This is a genomic window from uncultured Pseudomonas sp. (assembly GCF_913777995.1).
In the GTDB taxonomy this organism is placed as follows: Bacteria; Pseudomonadota; Gammaproteobacteria; order Pseudomonadales; family Pseudomonadaceae; genus Aquipseudomonas.
Genome location: NZ_CAJYVE010000053.1, coordinates 75,505 through 91,732, shown reverse-complemented (window position 1 = coordinate 91,732; position 16,228 = coordinate 75,505). Strand labels below are relative to the sequence as shown.

The 16,228-nt window shown below is 54.1% G+C and carries 16 protein-coding genes and 1 tRNA gene; 9 read left to right on the top strand and 8 right to left on the bottom strand.

Going from position 1 to position 16,228, the window contains the following annotated elements:
* Positions 1-42: 42 nt before the first annotated feature.
* Positions 43-369, bottom strand: coding sequence for a hypothetical protein (locus QZ497_RS21480; protein WP_295479404.1), 327 nt, complete (start codon positions 367-369; stop codon positions 43-45).
* A gap of 212 nt (positions 370-581) precedes the next feature.
* On the opposite strand from QZ497_RS21480, the gene QZ497_RS21475 reads away from it, so the two are divergent.
* The gene (locus tag QZ497_RS21475) at positions 582-824 is read left to right on the top strand and encodes a hypothetical protein (RefSeq protein ID WP_295479401.1); all 243 of its coding nucleotides are present in this window, start codon (positions 582-584) and stop codon (positions 822-824) included.
* 372 nt (positions 825-1,196) lie between these two features.
* Here the strand turns inward: QZ497_RS21475 and QZ497_RS21470 are convergent, their stop codons facing one another.
* The 3 genes from QZ497_RS21470 to QZ497_RS21460 form a co-directional block, all read right to left on the bottom strand.
* The gene (locus QZ497_RS21470) at positions 1,197-3,119 is read right to left on the bottom strand and encodes a methyl-accepting chemotaxis protein (protein WP_295479398.1); all 1,923 of its coding nucleotides are present in this window, start codon (positions 3,117-3,119) and stop codon (positions 1,197-1,199) included.
* A gap of 547 nt (positions 3,120-3,666) precedes the next feature.
* Complete coding sequence (locus QZ497_RS21465) at positions 3,667-3,924, bottom strand: DUF1652 domain-containing protein (protein WP_295479395.1); 258 nt, start codon at positions 3,922-3,924, stop codon at positions 3,667-3,669.
* 152 nt (positions 3,925-4,076) lie between these two features.
* On the bottom strand, positions 4,077-4,982 hold the full coding sequence (locus QZ497_RS21460) for a LysR substrate-binding domain-containing protein (protein WP_295479392.1): 906 nt from the start codon (positions 4,980-4,982) through the stop codon (positions 4,077-4,079).
* 261 nt (positions 4,983-5,243) lie between these two features.
* Between QZ497_RS21460 and QZ497_RS21455 the strand changes: the two genes are divergently transcribed.
* The 8 genes from QZ497_RS21455 to QZ497_RS21420 all read left to right on the top strand — a co-directional run bounded on the left by QZ497_RS21455 (position 5,244) and on the right by QZ497_RS21420 (position 12,942).
* A complete protein-coding gene (locus QZ497_RS21455) occupies positions 5,244-6,206 on the top strand; it encodes a 2-oxoglutarate and iron-dependent oxygenase domain-containing protein (protein WP_295479389.1) in 963 nt (320 codons plus the stop codon).
* A gap of 11 nt (positions 6,207-6,217) precedes the next feature.
* Complete coding sequence (locus QZ497_RS21450; protein WP_295479386.1) at positions 6,218-6,739, top strand: hypothetical protein; 522 nt, start codon at positions 6,218-6,220, stop codon at positions 6,737-6,739.
* A 468-nt stretch (positions 6,740-7,207) separates the two neighbouring features.
* Positions 7,208-8,290, top strand: a complete 1,083-nt coding sequence (locus QZ497_RS21445; protein WP_295479384.1) for a fatty acid desaturase — start codon at positions 7,208-7,210, stop codon at positions 8,288-8,290.
* A 60-nt stretch (positions 8,291-8,350) separates the two neighbouring features.
* Positions 8,351-9,400 (top strand): TauD/TfdA family dioxygenase, encoded by a 1,050-nt coding sequence (locus tag QZ497_RS21440; RefSeq protein ID WP_295479381.1) that lies wholly within the window; start codon positions 8,351-8,353, stop codon positions 9,398-9,400.
* Positions 9,401-10,579, top strand: a complete 1,179-nt coding sequence (locus QZ497_RS21435) for an amidohydrolase family protein (protein WP_295479378.1) — start codon at positions 9,401-9,403, stop codon at positions 10,577-10,579. It begins immediately after the preceding gene.
* A gap of 41 nt (positions 10,580-10,620) precedes the next feature.
* Complete coding sequence (locus QZ497_RS21430) at positions 10,621-11,547, top strand: hypothetical protein (RefSeq protein WP_295479374.1); 927 nt, start codon at positions 10,621-10,623, stop codon at positions 11,545-11,547.
* Between the two features lie 901 nt (positions 11,548-12,448).
* Positions 12,449-12,661 (top strand): hypothetical protein, encoded by a 213-nt coding sequence (locus tag QZ497_RS21425; RefSeq protein WP_295479372.1) that lies wholly within the window; start codon positions 12,449-12,451, stop codon positions 12,659-12,661.
* Positions 12,661-12,942, top strand: coding sequence for a hypothetical protein (locus QZ497_RS21420; protein ID WP_295479369.1), 282 nt, complete (start codon positions 12,661-12,663; stop codon positions 12,940-12,942). Before QZ497_RS21425 ends, QZ497_RS21420 begins: the two co-directional genes overlap by 1 nt.
* 81 nt (positions 12,943-13,023) lie before the next feature.
* Here the strand turns inward: QZ497_RS21420 and QZ497_RS21415 are convergent.
* The 4 genes from QZ497_RS21415 to pheT form a co-directional block, all read right to left on the bottom strand.
* Positions 13,024-13,100 (bottom strand) — tRNA-Pro (locus QZ497_RS21415).
* A gap of 92 nt (positions 13,101-13,192) precedes the next feature.
* Entirely contained in the window at positions 13,193-13,549 is a 357-nt protein-coding gene (locus QZ497_RS21410; protein ID WP_295479365.1) for a MerR family transcriptional regulator, read from the bottom strand.
* Positions 13,530-13,832, bottom strand: coding sequence for an integration host factor subunit alpha (gene ihfA / locus QZ497_RS21405; protein WP_009394049.1), 303 nt, complete (start codon positions 13,830-13,832; stop codon positions 13,530-13,532). Before ihfA ends, QZ497_RS21410 begins: the two co-directional genes overlap by 20 nt.
* 3 nt (positions 13,833-13,835) lie before the next feature.
* A complete protein-coding gene (pheT, locus tag QZ497_RS21400; protein ID WP_295479357.1) occupies positions 13,836-16,214 on the bottom strand; it encodes a phenylalanine--tRNA ligase subunit beta in 2,379 nt (792 codons plus the stop codon).
* Between the last annotated feature and the right edge of the window lie 14 nt (positions 16,215-16,228).

Genomic DNA, 16,228 nt, shown 5'->3' with positions numbered 1-16,228 from the left:
CGAAAAGACTTTCTGGCTGATGCCGGCCCTGCAGGCAAACGCCTAGTCGCGGTTGAGCAGCCGCTTGAGCACCAGCCCGACGCCGACGGCAATCAGCACCGACTTTCCCGGGTGCGCCCGGACGAAAGCCTTGGCCTGTTCGACCTTGGAGGGCTCCACGCCTGGCACCAGGGGTTCGCGGGGTTTGAGCAAGGCATCGGCACGATCCAGCAGTTGCCCCAGCAGGTGGCGCGATTGCGGCCCGCGCTGGGCACCGATGGCGTTGCCACGCTCGATCAGCGCATTGGCCTGGTCGAGGAAGGTGTCGAGTTCGGAACGGGTCTTGACCTTGAGGTCGTCGGCGAGTTTGTCAGCGATGTCACGGGCCATGGGCTGTACCTGTTGCGGAGGATGGATACAGCGTTGACTGCATGCCGCAAAGCTTCGTTCCATCGCTGAACAGGCAGCCTCGATCACCGGCTTGTGGGGGCTATGGGCTGGCTGCGTGATAGCCTTGCGCCATGCTAGAGTGCGTTTTTTTCAGGGAGAAAAAGCATGCTTTTCAACGGGTTGTCATGGGGACAGGCGACAGGAGCCGGGACATGAACAAGGCTGCCAAGATCGGTATTGCCCTGGGCGTGGCTGCGGCAGCCATCGTTACGGCTGTGTTGCTGGTCGACGACTCGCCCCAGGCCAGGGTCAAGCAGCAGGCGCGCAGCGCCATCCAGCAGTGCCGCGACGAACTCAACCGTTTTACCGGCGCGGCAGGCCCGCGCAACGTCATCTCCGCCGCTTGCGTGAAGATGGAAAACGACTTCGTGGTCAAGTACGGCCACGCGCCGTGAAGACCAAGGTCAGCCACAATACCGACCGGTTAACCGGGTAAGGGGCTTCAGCTGCGAAGCGACCACATGTTCACAACAGATGCAGTGAATTTTCTGGCACTTTCGCGGCTAAAGCCGCTACCGAGCATATAACGACTACCTGAACTGTATTGCGGCTAAAGCCAATACAGGTCAGTTAGACCGTGGGAGCGAGCTTGCTCGCGAATTTGGCTTCACGTTCACAGCAAAATCAGAGACTTTGCCAGCTTTTCGCGAGCAAGCTCGCTCCCACAGAGCCGCAAAGCGCTTAATCGAACAGTATTGCGGCTAAAGCCAATACGGTTCAGTCAGACCACGTACTGCCGACCTTGGGCAGTACGCTGGCCGCCCCGGTTACACGTGAAAGCGCTGCACATGCCCCTGCAATGTATGCCCCAGCCTGGCCAGCTCCTGGCTTGCCTGGCTGGTCTGCTCACTGGCCGTGTAGGTCTGCTCGGTGATATTGCGCACATTCACCACGCTGCGGTTGATTTCCTCGGCCACCGCGCCCTGCTGCTCGGCAGCGGCGGCGATCTGCTGAGTCATGCCCTGGATAGCCACGATACTCGAGTTGATGCTCGACAGCGCCTGACCGGCCTCGCGGGCCAGCTCCACGCTGTCGGTGGTCAGGCTCAGGCTCGACTCCATGCGCTGTACCGCGTTGCTGGTGCCCTGCTGCAACGCAGCGATGAGCCCTTCGATTTCCTGAGTGGACTGCTGGGTGCGCTGGGCCAGACCGCGGACCTCGTCGGCCACCACGGCGAAACCGCGTCCCGCCTCGCCGGCGCGCGCCGCTTCGATGGCGGCGTTCAAGGCCAGCAGGTTGGTCTGCTCGGCGACTGACTTGATGACGTCGAGCATGCTGCCGATCCGGCCACTTTCTGCCGCCAGGGTGCCAATGGCCTGGCTGGTGCGCTGCACTTCCCCGGTGAGGCTCTCGATCTGGCCGATGGCCTTCATGACGATCTGCGCTCCGCCCCTGGCATCCTGCGCCGCATGATCCACGGCACTGGCCGTTTCGACCGCATTGCGTGCCACGTCTTGCACCGAAGTGGTCATCTCATGCATCGCCGTGGCCACCTGTTCGGTTTCGAGCTTCTGGTCGCTGGCACCGTTGCGGGTCTGCAGGGTGATGGCCGACAGCTCCTCGGTGGCGCTGGCGATCAAGGTCGCGCCGTCGCCAATATGGCTGACCAGTTGTCGCAAGTTGACGGTCATCTCCGCCAGACCTTGCTCCAGCTGGCCAATTTCGTCCTGGCGCGATGAGGTGGCCTGGACGGCGAGGTCGCCGCTGGCCACCCGGCGAACGCTATCGAGCGCTGCGCGCAGGGGCGGTACGATCTGCCGGGTAATCAGCAACGCGCCGAATAGGCCAAGAATCAAGGCCAGTGCCAGGCAACTGGTCATGGTCCAGGCCGCTGTGGCGGTGTCCTTGGCGCGCATCTGCATCTGGTTGTCGTAGAGCGCCTGGCTGGTCTGCAGCATGGTGTCGCCGTTCTTCTCGATTTCGGCGAGCTGGGTCTTGATCTGCAACAACGCCGCCTGATGCGTCTGCAGCGTCTCGCGATAGCCGGCAATCAACGTTTGCAGCTCAGAGAAGGCGGCCTGATCGCCGCCGGTCAGAGTCTGGCGCAGCACCTTCAGGCTGGCCAGGGTCTTGTCGACGGCGGCAGCAGCGGCATCGAAGTTTTTCGGGTTGTTGCTGTAGGTATAGGCTCGGGTTTCGAAACGGGCGAAGAGAAACTGCATCTGCAGGTCCTTGACCACTCGATAGACCCGGTATTGCTCGGCGACATCGGCATTGCTGTCGCTGACATACTTGTCCAGAGCATTGATCATCGTCAGCGACTTGTCACCTGTGGTGCGCCGCACTAGACGCGAGGCGTCGATCTGTTGGTAGCTACTCTTGAGCTTTTCGATACCGGCCTGGTAGGCGCCCAGCTCCTGGATCATCTCCGCCACTTTGGCCTGGTTCGCCGAGGTCTGAAAGAAGCCATTCAGCTCGTTCAAGGTCTGCCCGGTGGCCTCCATTTTCACCGCCAGCGCCTTGGCTTTTTCCTGATCGCCCTCGCTTTGCAGGTAGTCCGCTCGCGCCAGGCGCATGGTGGCCAGTTCGTTCATCAGTTCGTTCACGGCACTCATGCGGTCCATTCGGTAGGACAACCCGGAAATGGAACTCCATCCCGCCCAGAAAATCAGCAGGCTCATCAACAGCAACAGGCCGAAGCCCATTGCCAGCTTCCTGGCGACACTCAGGTTGGCAAGCCAGCGATACATAGCGGGTACTCCTTGAGGAACTGGCCGACGCGATAGCGCAGCAGTGAAAGCAGATTAGTTGTCGTCATAAGGCGGCGCAAAGCCGCCAGGCAGCAGTGTTTTCAGCCTACGGGACAAGGTCTGAAGAACAGCGTAGAGGGGATCAGGCAGATGAGTGCGGGCATGGAGAACATCTCGTTTTTCTTATTTATATATACAGCGATACCGGTCCGGCCCTGAATGCCTGCAACACCATGGTGGCAGCCATCGAATGAGTCATGCGGACACGCACAAACCGCGCCCCAGACACTGCGGGCATGTTCAGCCAGACTGACAGGGGCTTATAGATCGTTCAAATGCAAAGATTTACGATTTTATTGCTTTTCATGCATCAATCGTGACAAACAGCCACGCCCAGTGCCGATGTAGACACAGGCATCAACACGTGAATAGATGAGAAAAAGAGGAGCAGATGACATCGCCAGGAGAGCGGTGCCAAGAGAACAGGCATACGGAAAGCAGGCCAGATCAGACCTGGCGCGGGTACAGATGGATAGGCTTTGTACTGCTAACCAAGCCGACGCATGGAAAGATCCATTTGCGCCATGAGGTCCCTTTGCTCTCTGAGTGACAGAACCAGGCGCGCAATGGAGCGACTGTTGGCGAGTTCGGACAATGGCAGGCCCGTAACATACAGCTCCATGTCGCCTGACACGGCATGGAACAGCTTGATCGAGAAGCTGTCGTTGCTGCCCATGACACATTCGCACCGACTGGGGCGGAATGCCGTTTCGAGCACGCGTTGAAGATCCGCTTTTGACTGCATGGCTTGGCCTCTGCTGGTGAGGAATTGTCTTACATAGTAGACAAACTTCTGGCTGATCGGTTGCAGACGCGAGGATTTCGTTTACCGGTCATCGACAAAGGCTGCTGCCAGAAAGCCTTGGCGTTTTCCTTGGCATAGGCAAACCTTTGTTCTTACAGGGTTCGGAACTCTTCGGACTGTTCCTCAAGCCATTCTAAAAACTCCTTCAAGGGCGATGTTCGCTCCCGCCCCGGCACTGCAACGGCCGAGTATTTCAAGCCTTCGATCTTGATATCTGGCTTGATATCTACCAATAACCCCTTGGCTACGCTATCGGCGACCAACACGGTACTGGCAAGCACCAGGCCCTGCCCTGAAATGGCCGCCTGATGCGCAAAATGCTCATCGTCATACTCCCGATAAATGGCGTTATCGATCCATTGTTCCAGACCCGCCACCCGGCACCAGTTTTCCCAACTTATGGAGAACGGAAAGGGCGTGCCCCACCGCACGTTTATAAGACTCAGGTTTTGATTGCTCCCATTCACATTGGCCGCTTTCCAGCGCGGGCATGAAAATGCGCCAAACTCTTCCTGCATGAGAAACTTCTTGTATAACCCCGGGTAATCACCCGAACCACAACGAATCGCCACGTCAATGGATGAATCTCTCAGCAGGTCGACGATATCGTTACTGGTTTCGATACTGACTTGAACGTCGGGATACTTGGCGTAGAAATCAGACACTCGGGGAATCAACCACAGGGCCGCAAATGCCGGCGTGGTGGTGACACGAACTTTCCTTGGGCTGGAATCTCCGCTAAAGCCTTTAAAACTTCGGCAGATATCGGATAACGCGAGATGAATACTGGGATAGAGCAACTGGCCGCTCTCTGTCAACTTGACCCCTTGAGCCGTGCGCTCAAATAAAAGAGTACCCAGCTGACTTTCCAAGGACTTTATTTGATGAGAGATGGCCGCCGGCGTGACATATAATTCCTTCGCGGCAGACTTGAACCCGCCTAATCTGGCTGCAGACTCGAATGCTCTTAATGCGGTTAACGGCAATTTAGCAAACACATCCAGCTCCTTCCAGATCAAAAAATTTAGCCTGGCTAACTTTATCTGGTTTGCTCAAATTTTCATAGGCCGCGACCATCGTCAAGCACCCGCCGTCCGCCCCCGCCCTGCGCATGCCTTACATGCCCATCCCGGCTCTAGAATACGCAATTTCTCTGTACGAAACACAGTGATTGGCGGGGTAAAACCTGATCCATCGGACAGCTCAATACGCGTAAAACCTCAGACTGAAGAGGTGCGTTAGTCATCTTGCGAGGCCCTATGAAAGAAGAAGCTATCCCGCTCATCGACGCTGCAGCATTACGACCAGGCAGACCGATTCCACTTGAGTTGGTCGATGCGGTAGACAGCGCCTGCCGAGGAATGGGCTTCTTCACCGTTGTCAATCACGCTGTCGACACCGCTTTGATTTCTAATGTTTTTGCGCAACTGAAATCGTTATTTGATCTTCCATCTGCAGAAAAGCAGAAAATAGAAATCCATAAGTCACCGTTCATGCGGGGATATTTCAGCGAAGGCGCCGATAAATCGGACGGGGTTCTGGGCGATATCAAGGAAGGCTTTGACATGGCCACCGACCTCCCGGTAACCGATCCCTATGTAAGAGCAAAACTTCCGTTCTATGGCCCCAATGCCTGGCCCGCCGCCCTGCCAGACTTTCGACACGTAATGACCGACTATCACAAGCAGACCCTGGCATTCGGAAAGGACCTGCTGCGCGTTTTTGCATTGGCACTGGATGTACCAGCGTCCTATTTTGATGAGAAGTTCACCAAGCCTATGGCGCAGCTCAGGCTACTGAGGTACCCGTCAATTAAATACCGGCCAGGCATGCCCATCGGGGCAGGTGAGCATACCGATTTTGGCTGGATCACCATGATACTTCAGGATAACGCGGGAGGACTTGAAGTGCAAAGTACATCAGGCGCCTGGATCAAAGCGGCACCGATAGATAATGCATTCGTCGTGAACGTCGGCGACCTGATGCAGCGCTGGACCAATGACCGCTATAAAGCCACCTTGCATAGGGTTATAAATACCAGCGGCAGAGTTCGTCATTCGGCCGCCTTTTTCATGGATCCTGACTACACTGCAAAAGTAGAATGCCTGCACAGCTGTCAATCCGTCCGAGCCCCATCAAAATACCCGCCGATATTGGCCGGGGAATACATGGATAAAAGGTTCCTGGAGACCACTACATTCCGTGAAACCGAAGCCGTTTAGGAGACATTAAAATGCAAGAAAAAGAATATTTTATTTTCTACGCTTCAGCCCTTACAGCCATTCTCGGAACGGTCGGCTATCACCTGCTGATGAAGAAGATTCCGGAAAATGTGAACCCGCTGGTATCCATCTTAGGCATCTACGTCGCGATCGTTATCCTCTCGTCTCTGATGCTGCCATTTTTCATCGGCAATGGCACCCTACTGGCCAGCCTCAAGCAAATGAGCTGGATTCAGGTCGGTATCGCGGGGTGCATCCTGATGATGGAGATCGGCTTCCTGCTCATGTATCGAAGCGGCTGGGACCTCAGCACAGGTAATATCGTGACCGGTGTTGCCATCAATATCGCTCTGGGCTTCATCGGCGTGGTCTTTCTGAAAGAAGGCTTGTCGGTTTTGAACGTATGCGGCGTTCTCCTGTGCATCACAGGTGTCGCACTGATCGGCTACAAGGGCGAGGCTGGTAGCATTCAGCCCGTGGCGAGCAGCAGTTCGGAAATCGTGGAATCGACCCCGCTGGCCATGAAGAAGTAGAACCAACAGATGCGTTCGCTATGGCTACGCCTTCGCCTGGAAGCGTCCATAGCTGAACGCTACTTGTCACGCCCAGGTAGAAATGTATTCCCTCCTCTCTTGGCATTTCCCCGAAGCGCCTGTCTGCAAGCTCTGAAAATCATGCGTACAAATCCGGCGATAACATCTTAGAGCAGCCCTATAAAGCCAAATAAAAATCAAAATTATCTAACGCTAGATTAGATAAAGTAATTTGACAAATGCAGAAAGCATTTGCAACACTCGCCCTGCATAAAATTGCACATTGACATCAATCCTTGATTGTTGCTGCCTTTTATAAAAAGTGCAATGTCATCCGACCTATGCGAAACGTAAAAGCCCTTGCACACTATCGCAGCCATCAGCCGCCACGCGAAGAAGCAGGGTTCTGGCACCCGTAAAAACTCATTGAAAGAATATAAATTATAGAACCTTAAAGTAGGTAGTTCTATGTCGTCCGCCTATGCAGACCTGTATCTGAATGCTTTGAAAAACCCCGCACTCAGAAAAGACCTTATTGCCATTGCCAAGAAAAGAAACAAAACACTCTCGGTTTTAATGCCTTTACTCACTGCGCTACTGATCGTGGCAGGTATCTATTGCTCATCGGCATCCCTTGTATGGCTGCTAATAGGTATCCCACTGATCACGATGGGTAAGATCTGGGCTTGGTATTTAGGACACGAGTACGCTCATAACTGCGCTTTCAAGTCAAAGAAAACCAACGCCTTGCTGGGCGAGTTTGTCTCGTTCATCAACGGACTGAGCTTTTCATCCTTTGAGGAATACCAGCATCTCCACAACCGCCACCACGCCGACAAGGTCGACCTGGTAGGCTTCGACATCAGGCAGTTCAAAAGCGACCACCCTCGCGCCTACCAGGTCATGGAATACCTTGAGCGCATCTACGTTCCTGGCTTCTACTACCTCATCAAGTTGTATGGCATAGGCGCCACCCTAAAAAGCGGAACGCGACAGGAGAAAGGCCGTGCGGTAATCGCTACCCTCCTCTACGTCTCAGGCTACGCACTGGGCATTGTTTACTGCCTCCCGGCCCTCATTGCCTGGCAGATCGCCTCGCTCATCAGAATTCATGTAGTGCGTTTCGTCGACTGCTTTCAACACTCCTTCGAGCAAATACAACTGGATGAGCCGAGCGCCAACAAAAGCGACAAGCACTTTGAAATCCTCAATACCTTTTCCATCCCCGTCGCTCGAAAACACACCTATCTGAATCTATTGATCCTGAATTTTGGCTATCACAACGCTCATCATTCATTTCCCACATGCCCTTGGTACTTTCTGCCCGAGCTAGAGCGTCGCATTTTGCAAGAAATGAGTTCTCAAGTCAGTCAGTGCCATACCGCTTATCTACGCGAAAGCGCTTTGAACTTTCTCGATCTACTCAGACTTTACCGAAAACATCACCTGAAGCGTATCGCAAGCGATAAGGAGGGCAACCCGTATGACGTAGATGGAAACTTTAAATTAGAGGATTTCACTGGAGCCTATACAGACAAACTTCTTGGCTAATCCTCACTTTAACCACGCTGCACACAACGACAAAAGACAAAATAGAAAATGAACAGTATTATGGAAAATACTTATTCCTTTCGCTTGACTGCCGAAGAAGCAAAAATAGTAAAAACTCGATTTTCAAGAATCCCATACGACCCGAATGGCAGCAGTGAATATCTGTTAGAAATTCGCAGCGCAGCTTATCAAGCATTCCCCCAGAGGTTACTTTCCCGCCTAGAAAAGCTAAAGCATGACGACGCCTCATTTGCGTTATTTGAAAACCTGCCTATCGATGTAGTACATGGAAGCCCTTTGAACGATGCTGACAGCCTCCAATACAAAGATGGATATTTATCTGAAAATATAATAATGGGATTCGGCGCCGTCATAGCTGAGCCTTATTCAATTCATTTTGAAGGGCAAAAAATTGTAAACAATCTGGTACCCCACCCGGATACCAAGGCTGAATATACTGGCATAGGCTCAGAAGTAGAGCTGGACTTCCACATCGAGAACGCTGCCCTCGCGTATCATGAAAACGGCGACACGTCCCCATTAGGACTGCTGCTCCTAGGTGTTAGATCAGATCCGCAAATTGCAGGACCCAAGACATATGTTGCTGATGCTCGCGAAGCATTGAAGCTTCTCTCCGATGACGAAATAGCTACACTCTATTCCAATAGCTTTATCATTAGACAGCCTTACCGCTGGCGAAAAGATGAAGATCACAGAAGCAATATCAAATTACACCCCATTTTGACTGGCTCGCTGGACTACCCGAGAGTAACAGTGGCATTTTATCCGGACATGGTAATTCCGGTTGACCATGCTGCAAAACGAGCATACCGAGCGCTATATGAAAGTATCAGACAGGTATCAGTAGCGATCGATATTCAACCGGGCATGCTGATTTACATAAATAACCGCTTCACCCTGCATTCGCGACAGAGGTTTTCACCCTCTCATGATGAGAATGGGTCTCCCTACCGCTGGGTTCAACGAGTTTTTCTGACCAACAATCTATGGAATTTTAGAGATTTCTATAGACACGGCGACAGAATATACGACCCCAGTTCCACCCGCGAAAAAATAAACTCAAAATCTCATCGGGGACAGGGCTTCTAAATGACTACTCGCTACAAGTCTGTCATCACCAATATTCAAACGATTCTTTCTGGAAACCTGCAAGACCCTATTCTCGACGCAGACACTATAATCTGTCTCGACGGTTTAATAACACAGATAGGATACTCAAGGGACTTAGACATATCAGGTGCAGACTTACTCATTGATGCTAATCAATCCACAGTAATGCCCGGCCTGATAGACAACCATACTCACCCCACATTGGGCGAATACAGCCCCCGATCAGGAAACCACAACTGGATCTGGCACAGCCTCCAAGGTGGTGTCACCACAATGATATCTGCCGGCGAGGTTCATGTACCTGGACTTCCAACGGATCGACTTGGAGCGAAAGCTATGGCCTTGGTAGCCAAGCAATCCTTCACAGCTGTACGGCCGTCGGGCGTAAAAATGATCGCCGGCGCTCCATTGCTAAATGAAGAATTTACAGATAGCGATTTTCGTGAACTGGCTGAACAAGGCATCACACAACTAGGCGAAGTTGGAATCGGGCCAGTAAAGTCTGCAAGCAAAGCCGCAGAACTGGTAAAAATCGCTAAGAAGCATGGGCTTACCTCGATTACACACACTGGAGGCCCTTCTATTGCAGCTTCAAAAAGGATGGGTGCCGAGGAAGTTCTAGAGATCAATCCAGATATTATCGGCCATGTAAATGGCGGCTATACAGCACTGCCGCGCGATCAGATCCAATGCCTTTGCGAAGGGTGTTTAAGCGCTCTTGAAATTGTTCACAATGGAAATGAATTTGCAGCGATTTTGACTTTGAATTATGCAAGAGAGCTCAATCAACTAGACAGGATCGTCATTGGTACGGACGCTCCCGCCGGATGTGGTGTGCCCGCGATGGGAATGTTGCGAACGGTTGCTCTGCTCAGCAGCTTCGGAGACGTCTCACCAGAAAAAGCTATATGCTTTGCAACTGGAAATACTGCTAAAGTCCGTAATTTAAATTGTGGAATAATCGACATCGGCAAAGAAGCAGACTTAGTTGTCTGCTCTGCCCCACTCGGAGGCAGTGAGAGTACGGTTCTTAAGAGCTTAGCAATCGGGGACCTGCCAAGCATTACGGCAGTTCTTATAGACGGTCAGCTGGTGGTGCATCAATCAAGAAATTCCCCCCCACCCCTCACCACGCCGGAACTGACTTTTTCCCGATAAATACTATGCCTCCCTCCGGGAGGCATTTCAGGACTTATTAAATGTTAACCCTTTTGTATTGGATCACTAAGAAAGGCCCTACTGTTCTTGCGCTTGGCTGCTGTATGGGGATTTTTCTTCCTGGATTAGCCGTCTATTTGCGGCCGATGATGCCTATCATGGTTTTTATTTTTGTGCTAGGAACCCTGCTGCGGGTTGACAATAAAAAGATGATAGAAGCATCAAAAAATATTCATATATCCGTCGTGTTTCCTATCATTTTCGTTGTTGCATGCCCCTACATTCTGGGCTGGATCATCAAGTTATTGAGCGGTAACGAAGAGCTGGCGTTGGCCGTTGCTTTAGCCGTTGCAGCTCCTCCCGCAAGTGGTAACTCCGCAGTTGCGCGCATGTTAAAGCTTGATCCATCCGTCGCCTTAGTTTCGACACTGTGTTCGATGATGATAATCCCCATCACTGCCCCATTGATATTATATATATTCAAGGGTGACTCAGATATCATCATTGATCCCACCGAACTGGCACTTCGTTTGGCCATTCTAATAGGCACCGCAGAAGGCGCCGCTTTATTAATCAGGAAACTGGCATTGAACTTCGTCAGCCAACATGGATTGGCCATCGACGGAATTGTTATAACTGCGCTGTTCATTTTTGCAATTGGCACCATGGCGGGAATGCAGGCATTAATTATCGACAACCCAGAACACGTAATTTTTATCATCTTGCTAGTTTATGCTATAAATTTTTCCATGCAACTGGGCTGCGGCCTAATTTTCCCAGGCCCATTAAACATCAAAGCAACTATCGGACTGACAGCAGGCAATCGGAACGTGGGTCTTCTATGGTCAGTTTTAGGCATGTCGATTTCACCGACGCTATTGTTGGTTTTTGCTTGTTCTCAGTTACCCATACACACCATGCCTAAAATCTTGCAATATGCATTACCCAAGTTGAAAATCAATCAATAACAGTTTAAGATCCCAAGAACACTACACGCAGGGCAAACATCAAATTAAAATACGCAGCAATAGGTAAATAATCCGTAAACGGATTAATAACACAAACCGAACTCCAACTACCGAACAACAACTCTGCACCCACGGGCAGTTTAAGAGCTTAACATCGGAGAGACCATGTCTAAGTCAATGACCGCAGCCACAGTAAACTCGCCATCTTTAGCAGACGAAACTTTAACCCCAAGTGGTTTTTTAGACTTTCAGTGCCTTCGTAAGCTGGCTGCTCTTGCAAGTCTCATCACGCAAGACTGCTATTGCTCCCAAAAAAATCTTCAAGGTTGGTCAGCATGGCCATTAGGTTATCACGAGGAAGATTTTGAGCGACTAGGAACTTTAGCTCGTTATGCCTGTGAAGAGTCGACTCTAGAAGAGCACCACCCCGAAGATACCAATTACTGGTCAAGCTCAGCACCCATTGCTCCTCGCTTCTACCCTTATAATCAGAGTACTGTCTGGCGGTGCCGAACGTGCAAGCGTATCTACCTTCGTCACAACGACGACGGCGCCTATCATGTCTCTCCTAGAATCCGCCAACTGCATATAGACCTTATCGTAGACGCGGCGCACTCCGCCGATGGAAGATGCTCCACATTCTGAACGCTCCCGAAGCCTACTCCTAGGCCTAGTCAGAAACGGCGTAGGGCCGGACCTCCGGCCTTGATCAACAACACATACTCCCTCGCGCCCCTGAAGCGAAACTCTGCAGCTTGGGCGATCCGCTGGCACCGCCAACAAACCTGTCGACTTCCGTCTTATGACCGAGTAAATCGACCGCTGGGTGCCACGCCCAAGTCGCGCAAAGGGGGTGTAGGCCTACATACCTGACAGCGCTCATGTAACGCACCTGCTGGTCTTGCAGCAACTGTTCAACCGCTCCGACGAGCACATGGTCCACCTACTTGAGCGCCTGGGCGGCCAGCACTTTGCCGAGCTGAAAAGCAGGAAGTCGCGAACCATCGACCAGCGCTTGTCGAGTGAAAACCCGCCAAGGAGCGGCAAAGGATGTCGAGGCACGCTAGACGAAGAAGCCCAAAAGTCGTACTTCGGCTACAAGCTGTCGGGCTGATGATCTTGAACAGCGTTGTCCGGCGGCTCCAGGACCAGCTGCGCGGGATCAGCGAAGAATGGGTTTTCCCATACAACGCTCGGCGATCCACAGATCATCGGCTCAGGGTGGCAGGTACAAACGAAGAGGATCGAAAGGCGTTCTTGGGCCACAAGAACGGCATCGTGACCAGTCACTACTCGGGCGCCGAGATCGGCCAGCTGATCGAAGCGGCAAGCAAAGTCTCGGCCACGGATTCACGCGGGCCGGTGCTGACAATTTTGAAGAGGAGAATTGGGTGATGAAAAGGCGAAGTCACTCGAAAAGTCACTATGCCCGAAAATGAAAAAGCCACCCGAAGGTGGCTAAGTCATTGAAAATAATGGTCGGGACGGAGTGATTCGAACACTCGACCCCTTGCACCCCATGCAAGTGCGCTACCGGGCTGCGCTACGCCCCGACTCCGGTGGTGAAGCTCTTCCACTACTGCGGAAGTGGTGAGGAATATACCCTAAGCTTTTGAATTATGGAAGCATTTTATGATTTTCCTGCTCAGGACTTGAGCAAGACCAGCACGTCTTCCAGCTCGGCAATCATCTGCCGGATCATCTGCTTGTATTCCTGGGTATCGTCCTTGGGTTCGCCGCTGGTGAGGCGCAGGCGCGCCCCGCCAATGGTGAAGCCCTGATCGTATAGCAGACCACGAATCTGCCGGATCATCAGCACGTCCTGGCGCTGATAATACCGGCGATTGCCGCGCCGCTTGACGGGGTTGAGCTGAGGAAACTCCTGTTCCCAATAGCGCAGAACGTGCGGTTTTACCGCACAAAGCTCGCTGACTTCACCAATGGTGAAGTAGCGTTTGCCCGGAATGGGCGGCAGCTCATCGTTATGGCTTGGTTCCAGCATAAGCTTCAACTCGGGCTTTCAGTTTCTGCCCTGGACGAAAGGTGACTACACGGCGAGCCGTAATCGGGATTTCTTCCCCGGTTTTCGGGTTGCGGCCCGGTCTCTGGCGCTTGTCGCGCAAGTCGAAATTGCCGAAACCGGACAGTTTGACTTGCTCGTTGTCTTCCAGAGCGTGCCTGATTTCCTCGAAAAACAGCTCCACCAATTCCTTGGCTTCGCGTTTGTTCAGGCCTAGCTCTTCATAGAGACGTTCGGCCATCTCAGCTTTCGTCAGAGCCCCCATACGTCACTTCCTTAACGTGGTGTTTAACCTCTCCTCGAGCGAGGTGAGGATTGCAAGCGTCGTTGCGTTGACCTCATCGTCATTAAGAGTGCGCGATGGATGCTGCCAGGTCAAGCCGACGGCAAGGCTTTTTCTATGTGGATCAATGCCTTTACCTTGGTAGACATCGAACAGCCGAAGATCAGTGAGCCACTCGCCGGCATTTTCACGAATCACGTTCAGCACGTCGCTGGCAGGAACATCACGATCGGCCAGCAGGGCCAGGTCGCGGCGCACTTCAGGGAAGCGCGAGAGTTCGCTGAACTTCGGCAGACGGCCTTCGGCCACTTCAGCCAGGAGCAGCTCGAAGACGAACACCGGGCGGTCGAGGCCGAGGGTCTTGGCCAGTTCGGGATGCAGGGCGCCGAGGTAACCCACTTCGCGACCATCACGCTCGATCAGCGCGGTCTGGCCAGGATGCAGGGCCGGATGCCTGCCCGCCTTGAAGGTGAAGACCTCCAATGCGCCAGCGAAGCCCAGTACCGCTTCCACATCAGCCTTGACGTCGAAAAAGTCCACCGCGTCGCGACCTTGTGCCCAGCCTTCCGGCAGGCGGCTGCCGCACACCACGCCAGCGAGCATCGGCTCCTGCTTGAGGCCATCGAGCTGACCAAGGAAACGCAGGCCACTCTCGAACAGCCGTACGCGGTCCTGCTGACGGTTCAGGTTGTGCTGCAGTGCCTTGACCAGACCTGGCCACAGCGACGAGCGCATGGCCGCCATGTCGTTGGAGATCGGGTTGGCCAGCAGCAGCGGCTTGACGCCCGGACTGAACAGCTCGAACCATTTTGGATCGATGAAGCTGTAGGTGATCGCTTCCTGGAAGCCACGTGCGACCAGCAGGCGGCGCAGCTCAGGCAGGTCCCCGCGCGCTTCGGCCTTGGCCTGTGGCGCCAGGCGCGCTTGCGGGTAGCGGACCGGCAAGCGGTTGTAGCCATACAGGCGAGCCAGTTCTTCGATCAGGTCGATTTCCAGGCTGATATCGAAGCGATGGCTTGGCACTTCGACGCGCCATTGGCCTTCAGCTTCACGGCTTGGCGTCAGCCCCAGGCCGCCGAGCAGGCGCTCGACCTCGGAGGGCTCGATCGCCAGGCCCAGCATCTGCTCGATACGTGCAGCGCGCAAGGTAATGGGCGCGACCGCAGGCAAGTGCTGCTCGCTGGCCACTTCAACGATAGGCCCCGCCTCACCGCCGGTGATTTCCAGCAGCAGGCCGGTGGCGCGCTCCATGGCTTCACGAGCCAGTTGCGAGTCGACACCGCGCTCGTAACGGTGCGAGGCATCGGTATGCAGACCGTAGGATCGGGCCTTGCCAGCCACAGCGATGGTGTCGAAGAAAGCGCTTTCCAGGAAGATGTCCTGGGTCTTGGCGGTCACGCCACTGTGCTCACCGCCCATTACGCCAGCGATGGCCAGGGCGCGCTGGTGATCGGCGATGACCAGGGTATCGGCCCGCAGGGTGACTTCCTGGCCATCGAGCAGGACCAGCTTCTCGCCCTCCTCGGCCATGCGCACACGGATGCCGCCATTGATTACGGCCAGATCGAAGGCATGCAGCGGCTGACCCAGCTCGAGCATCACGTAGTTGGTGATGTCTACAGCCGCATCGATACTGCGAATATCCGAACGACGCAGACGCTCGACCATCCACAACGGGGTCGGACGCGACAGGTCGACGTTGCGGATCACTCGGCCCAGGTAGCGGGGGCAGGCATTGGGAGCCAGCACTTCGACCGGACGGACCTCATCGTGGCTGACGACAACCGCGGGCACCTGCACACGAGTGACCGGTACGTTGTACAGCGCACCGACTTCACGGGCCAGGCCGGCCACCGAGAGGCAGTCGCCGCGGTTGGGGGTCAGGTCGACTTCGATGCTGGCATCGTCCAGCTGCAGGTAGACGCGCAGGTCTTCACCTACCGGAGCGTCGGCAGCCAGTTCCAGCAGGCCGTCGTTACCCTCGCCCAGCTCCAGCTCGGCCGCCGAGCACAGCATGCCGTTGGACTCTACGCCGCGCAGCTTGGCCTTCTTGATCTTGAAATCGCCCGGCAGTTGAGCGCCGATCATGGCGAAAGGGATCTTCAGGCCGGGGCGCACGTTGGGCGCGCCACACACTACCTGAAAAGTCTCGCTGCCGCTGCTCACCTGGCAGACGCGCAGCTTGTCGGCATCGGGGTGCTGTTCGGTGCTCAACACCTCACCGACCATGACACCCGAGAAAACACCCGCGACCAGCGCCACGCTGTCGACTTCCAGACCGGCCATCGACAGACGGGCCACCAGCTCGTCACGGGAGACCTGCGGGCTTACCCAGCCACGCAGCCATTGTTCACTGAATTTCATCCTGCTCTCCTAAT

Bases quoted from the DNA above. Each gene is read 5' to 3' on its own strand.
- QZ497_RS21480 (WP_295479404.1), bottom strand. From the start codon at position 369: ATGGCCCGTGACATCGCTGACAAACTCGCCGACGACCTCAAGGTCAAG.
- QZ497_RS21440 (WP_295479381.1), top strand. From the start codon at position 8,351: ATGGAAAATACTTATTCCTTTCGCTTGACTGCCGAAGAAGCAAAAATA.
- QZ497_RS21420 (WP_295479369.1), top strand. From the start codon at position 12,661: ATGATCTTGAACAGCGTTGTCCGGCGGCTCCAGGACCAGCTGCGCGGG.
- QZ497_RS21410 (WP_295479365.1), bottom strand. From the start codon at position 13,549: ATGCTGGAACCAAGCCATAACGATGAGCTGCCGCCCATTCCGGGCAAA.
- QZ497_RS21475 (WP_295479401.1), top strand. From the start codon at position 582: ATGAACAAGGCTGCCAAGATCGGTATTGCCCTGGGCGTGGCTGCGGCA.
- QZ497_RS21435 (WP_295479378.1), top strand. From the start codon at position 9,401: ATGACTACTCGCTACAAGTCTGTCATCACCAATATTCAAACGATTCTT.
- QZ497_RS21450 (WP_295479386.1), top strand. From the start codon at position 6,218: ATGCAAGAAAAAGAATATTTTATTTTCTACGCTTCAGCCCTTACAGCC.
- QZ497_RS21430 (WP_295479374.1), top strand. From the start codon at position 10,621: ATGTTAACCCTTTTGTATTGGATCACTAAGAAAGGCCCTACTGTTCTT.
- QZ497_RS21455 (WP_295479389.1), top strand. From the start codon at position 5,244: ATGAAAGAAGAAGCTATCCCGCTCATCGACGCTGCAGCATTACGACCA.
- QZ497_RS21470 (WP_295479398.1), bottom strand. From the start codon at position 3,119: ATGTATCGCTGGCTTGCCAACCTGAGTGTCGCCAGGAAGCTGGCAATG.
- QZ497_RS21445 (WP_295479384.1), top strand. From the start codon at position 7,208: ATGTCGTCCGCCTATGCAGACCTGTATCTGAATGCTTTGAAAAACCCC.
- ihfA (WP_009394049.1), bottom strand. From the start codon at position 13,832: ATGGGGGCTCTGACGAAAGCTGAGATGGCCGAACGTCTCTATGAAGAG.
- pheT (WP_295479357.1), bottom strand. From the start codon at position 16,214: ATGAAATTCAGTGAACAATGGCTGCGTGGCTGGGTAAGCCCGCAGGTC.
- QZ497_RS21465 (WP_295479395.1), bottom strand. From the start codon at position 3,924: ATGCAGTCAAAAGCGGATCTTCAACGCGTGCTCGAAACGGCATTCCGC.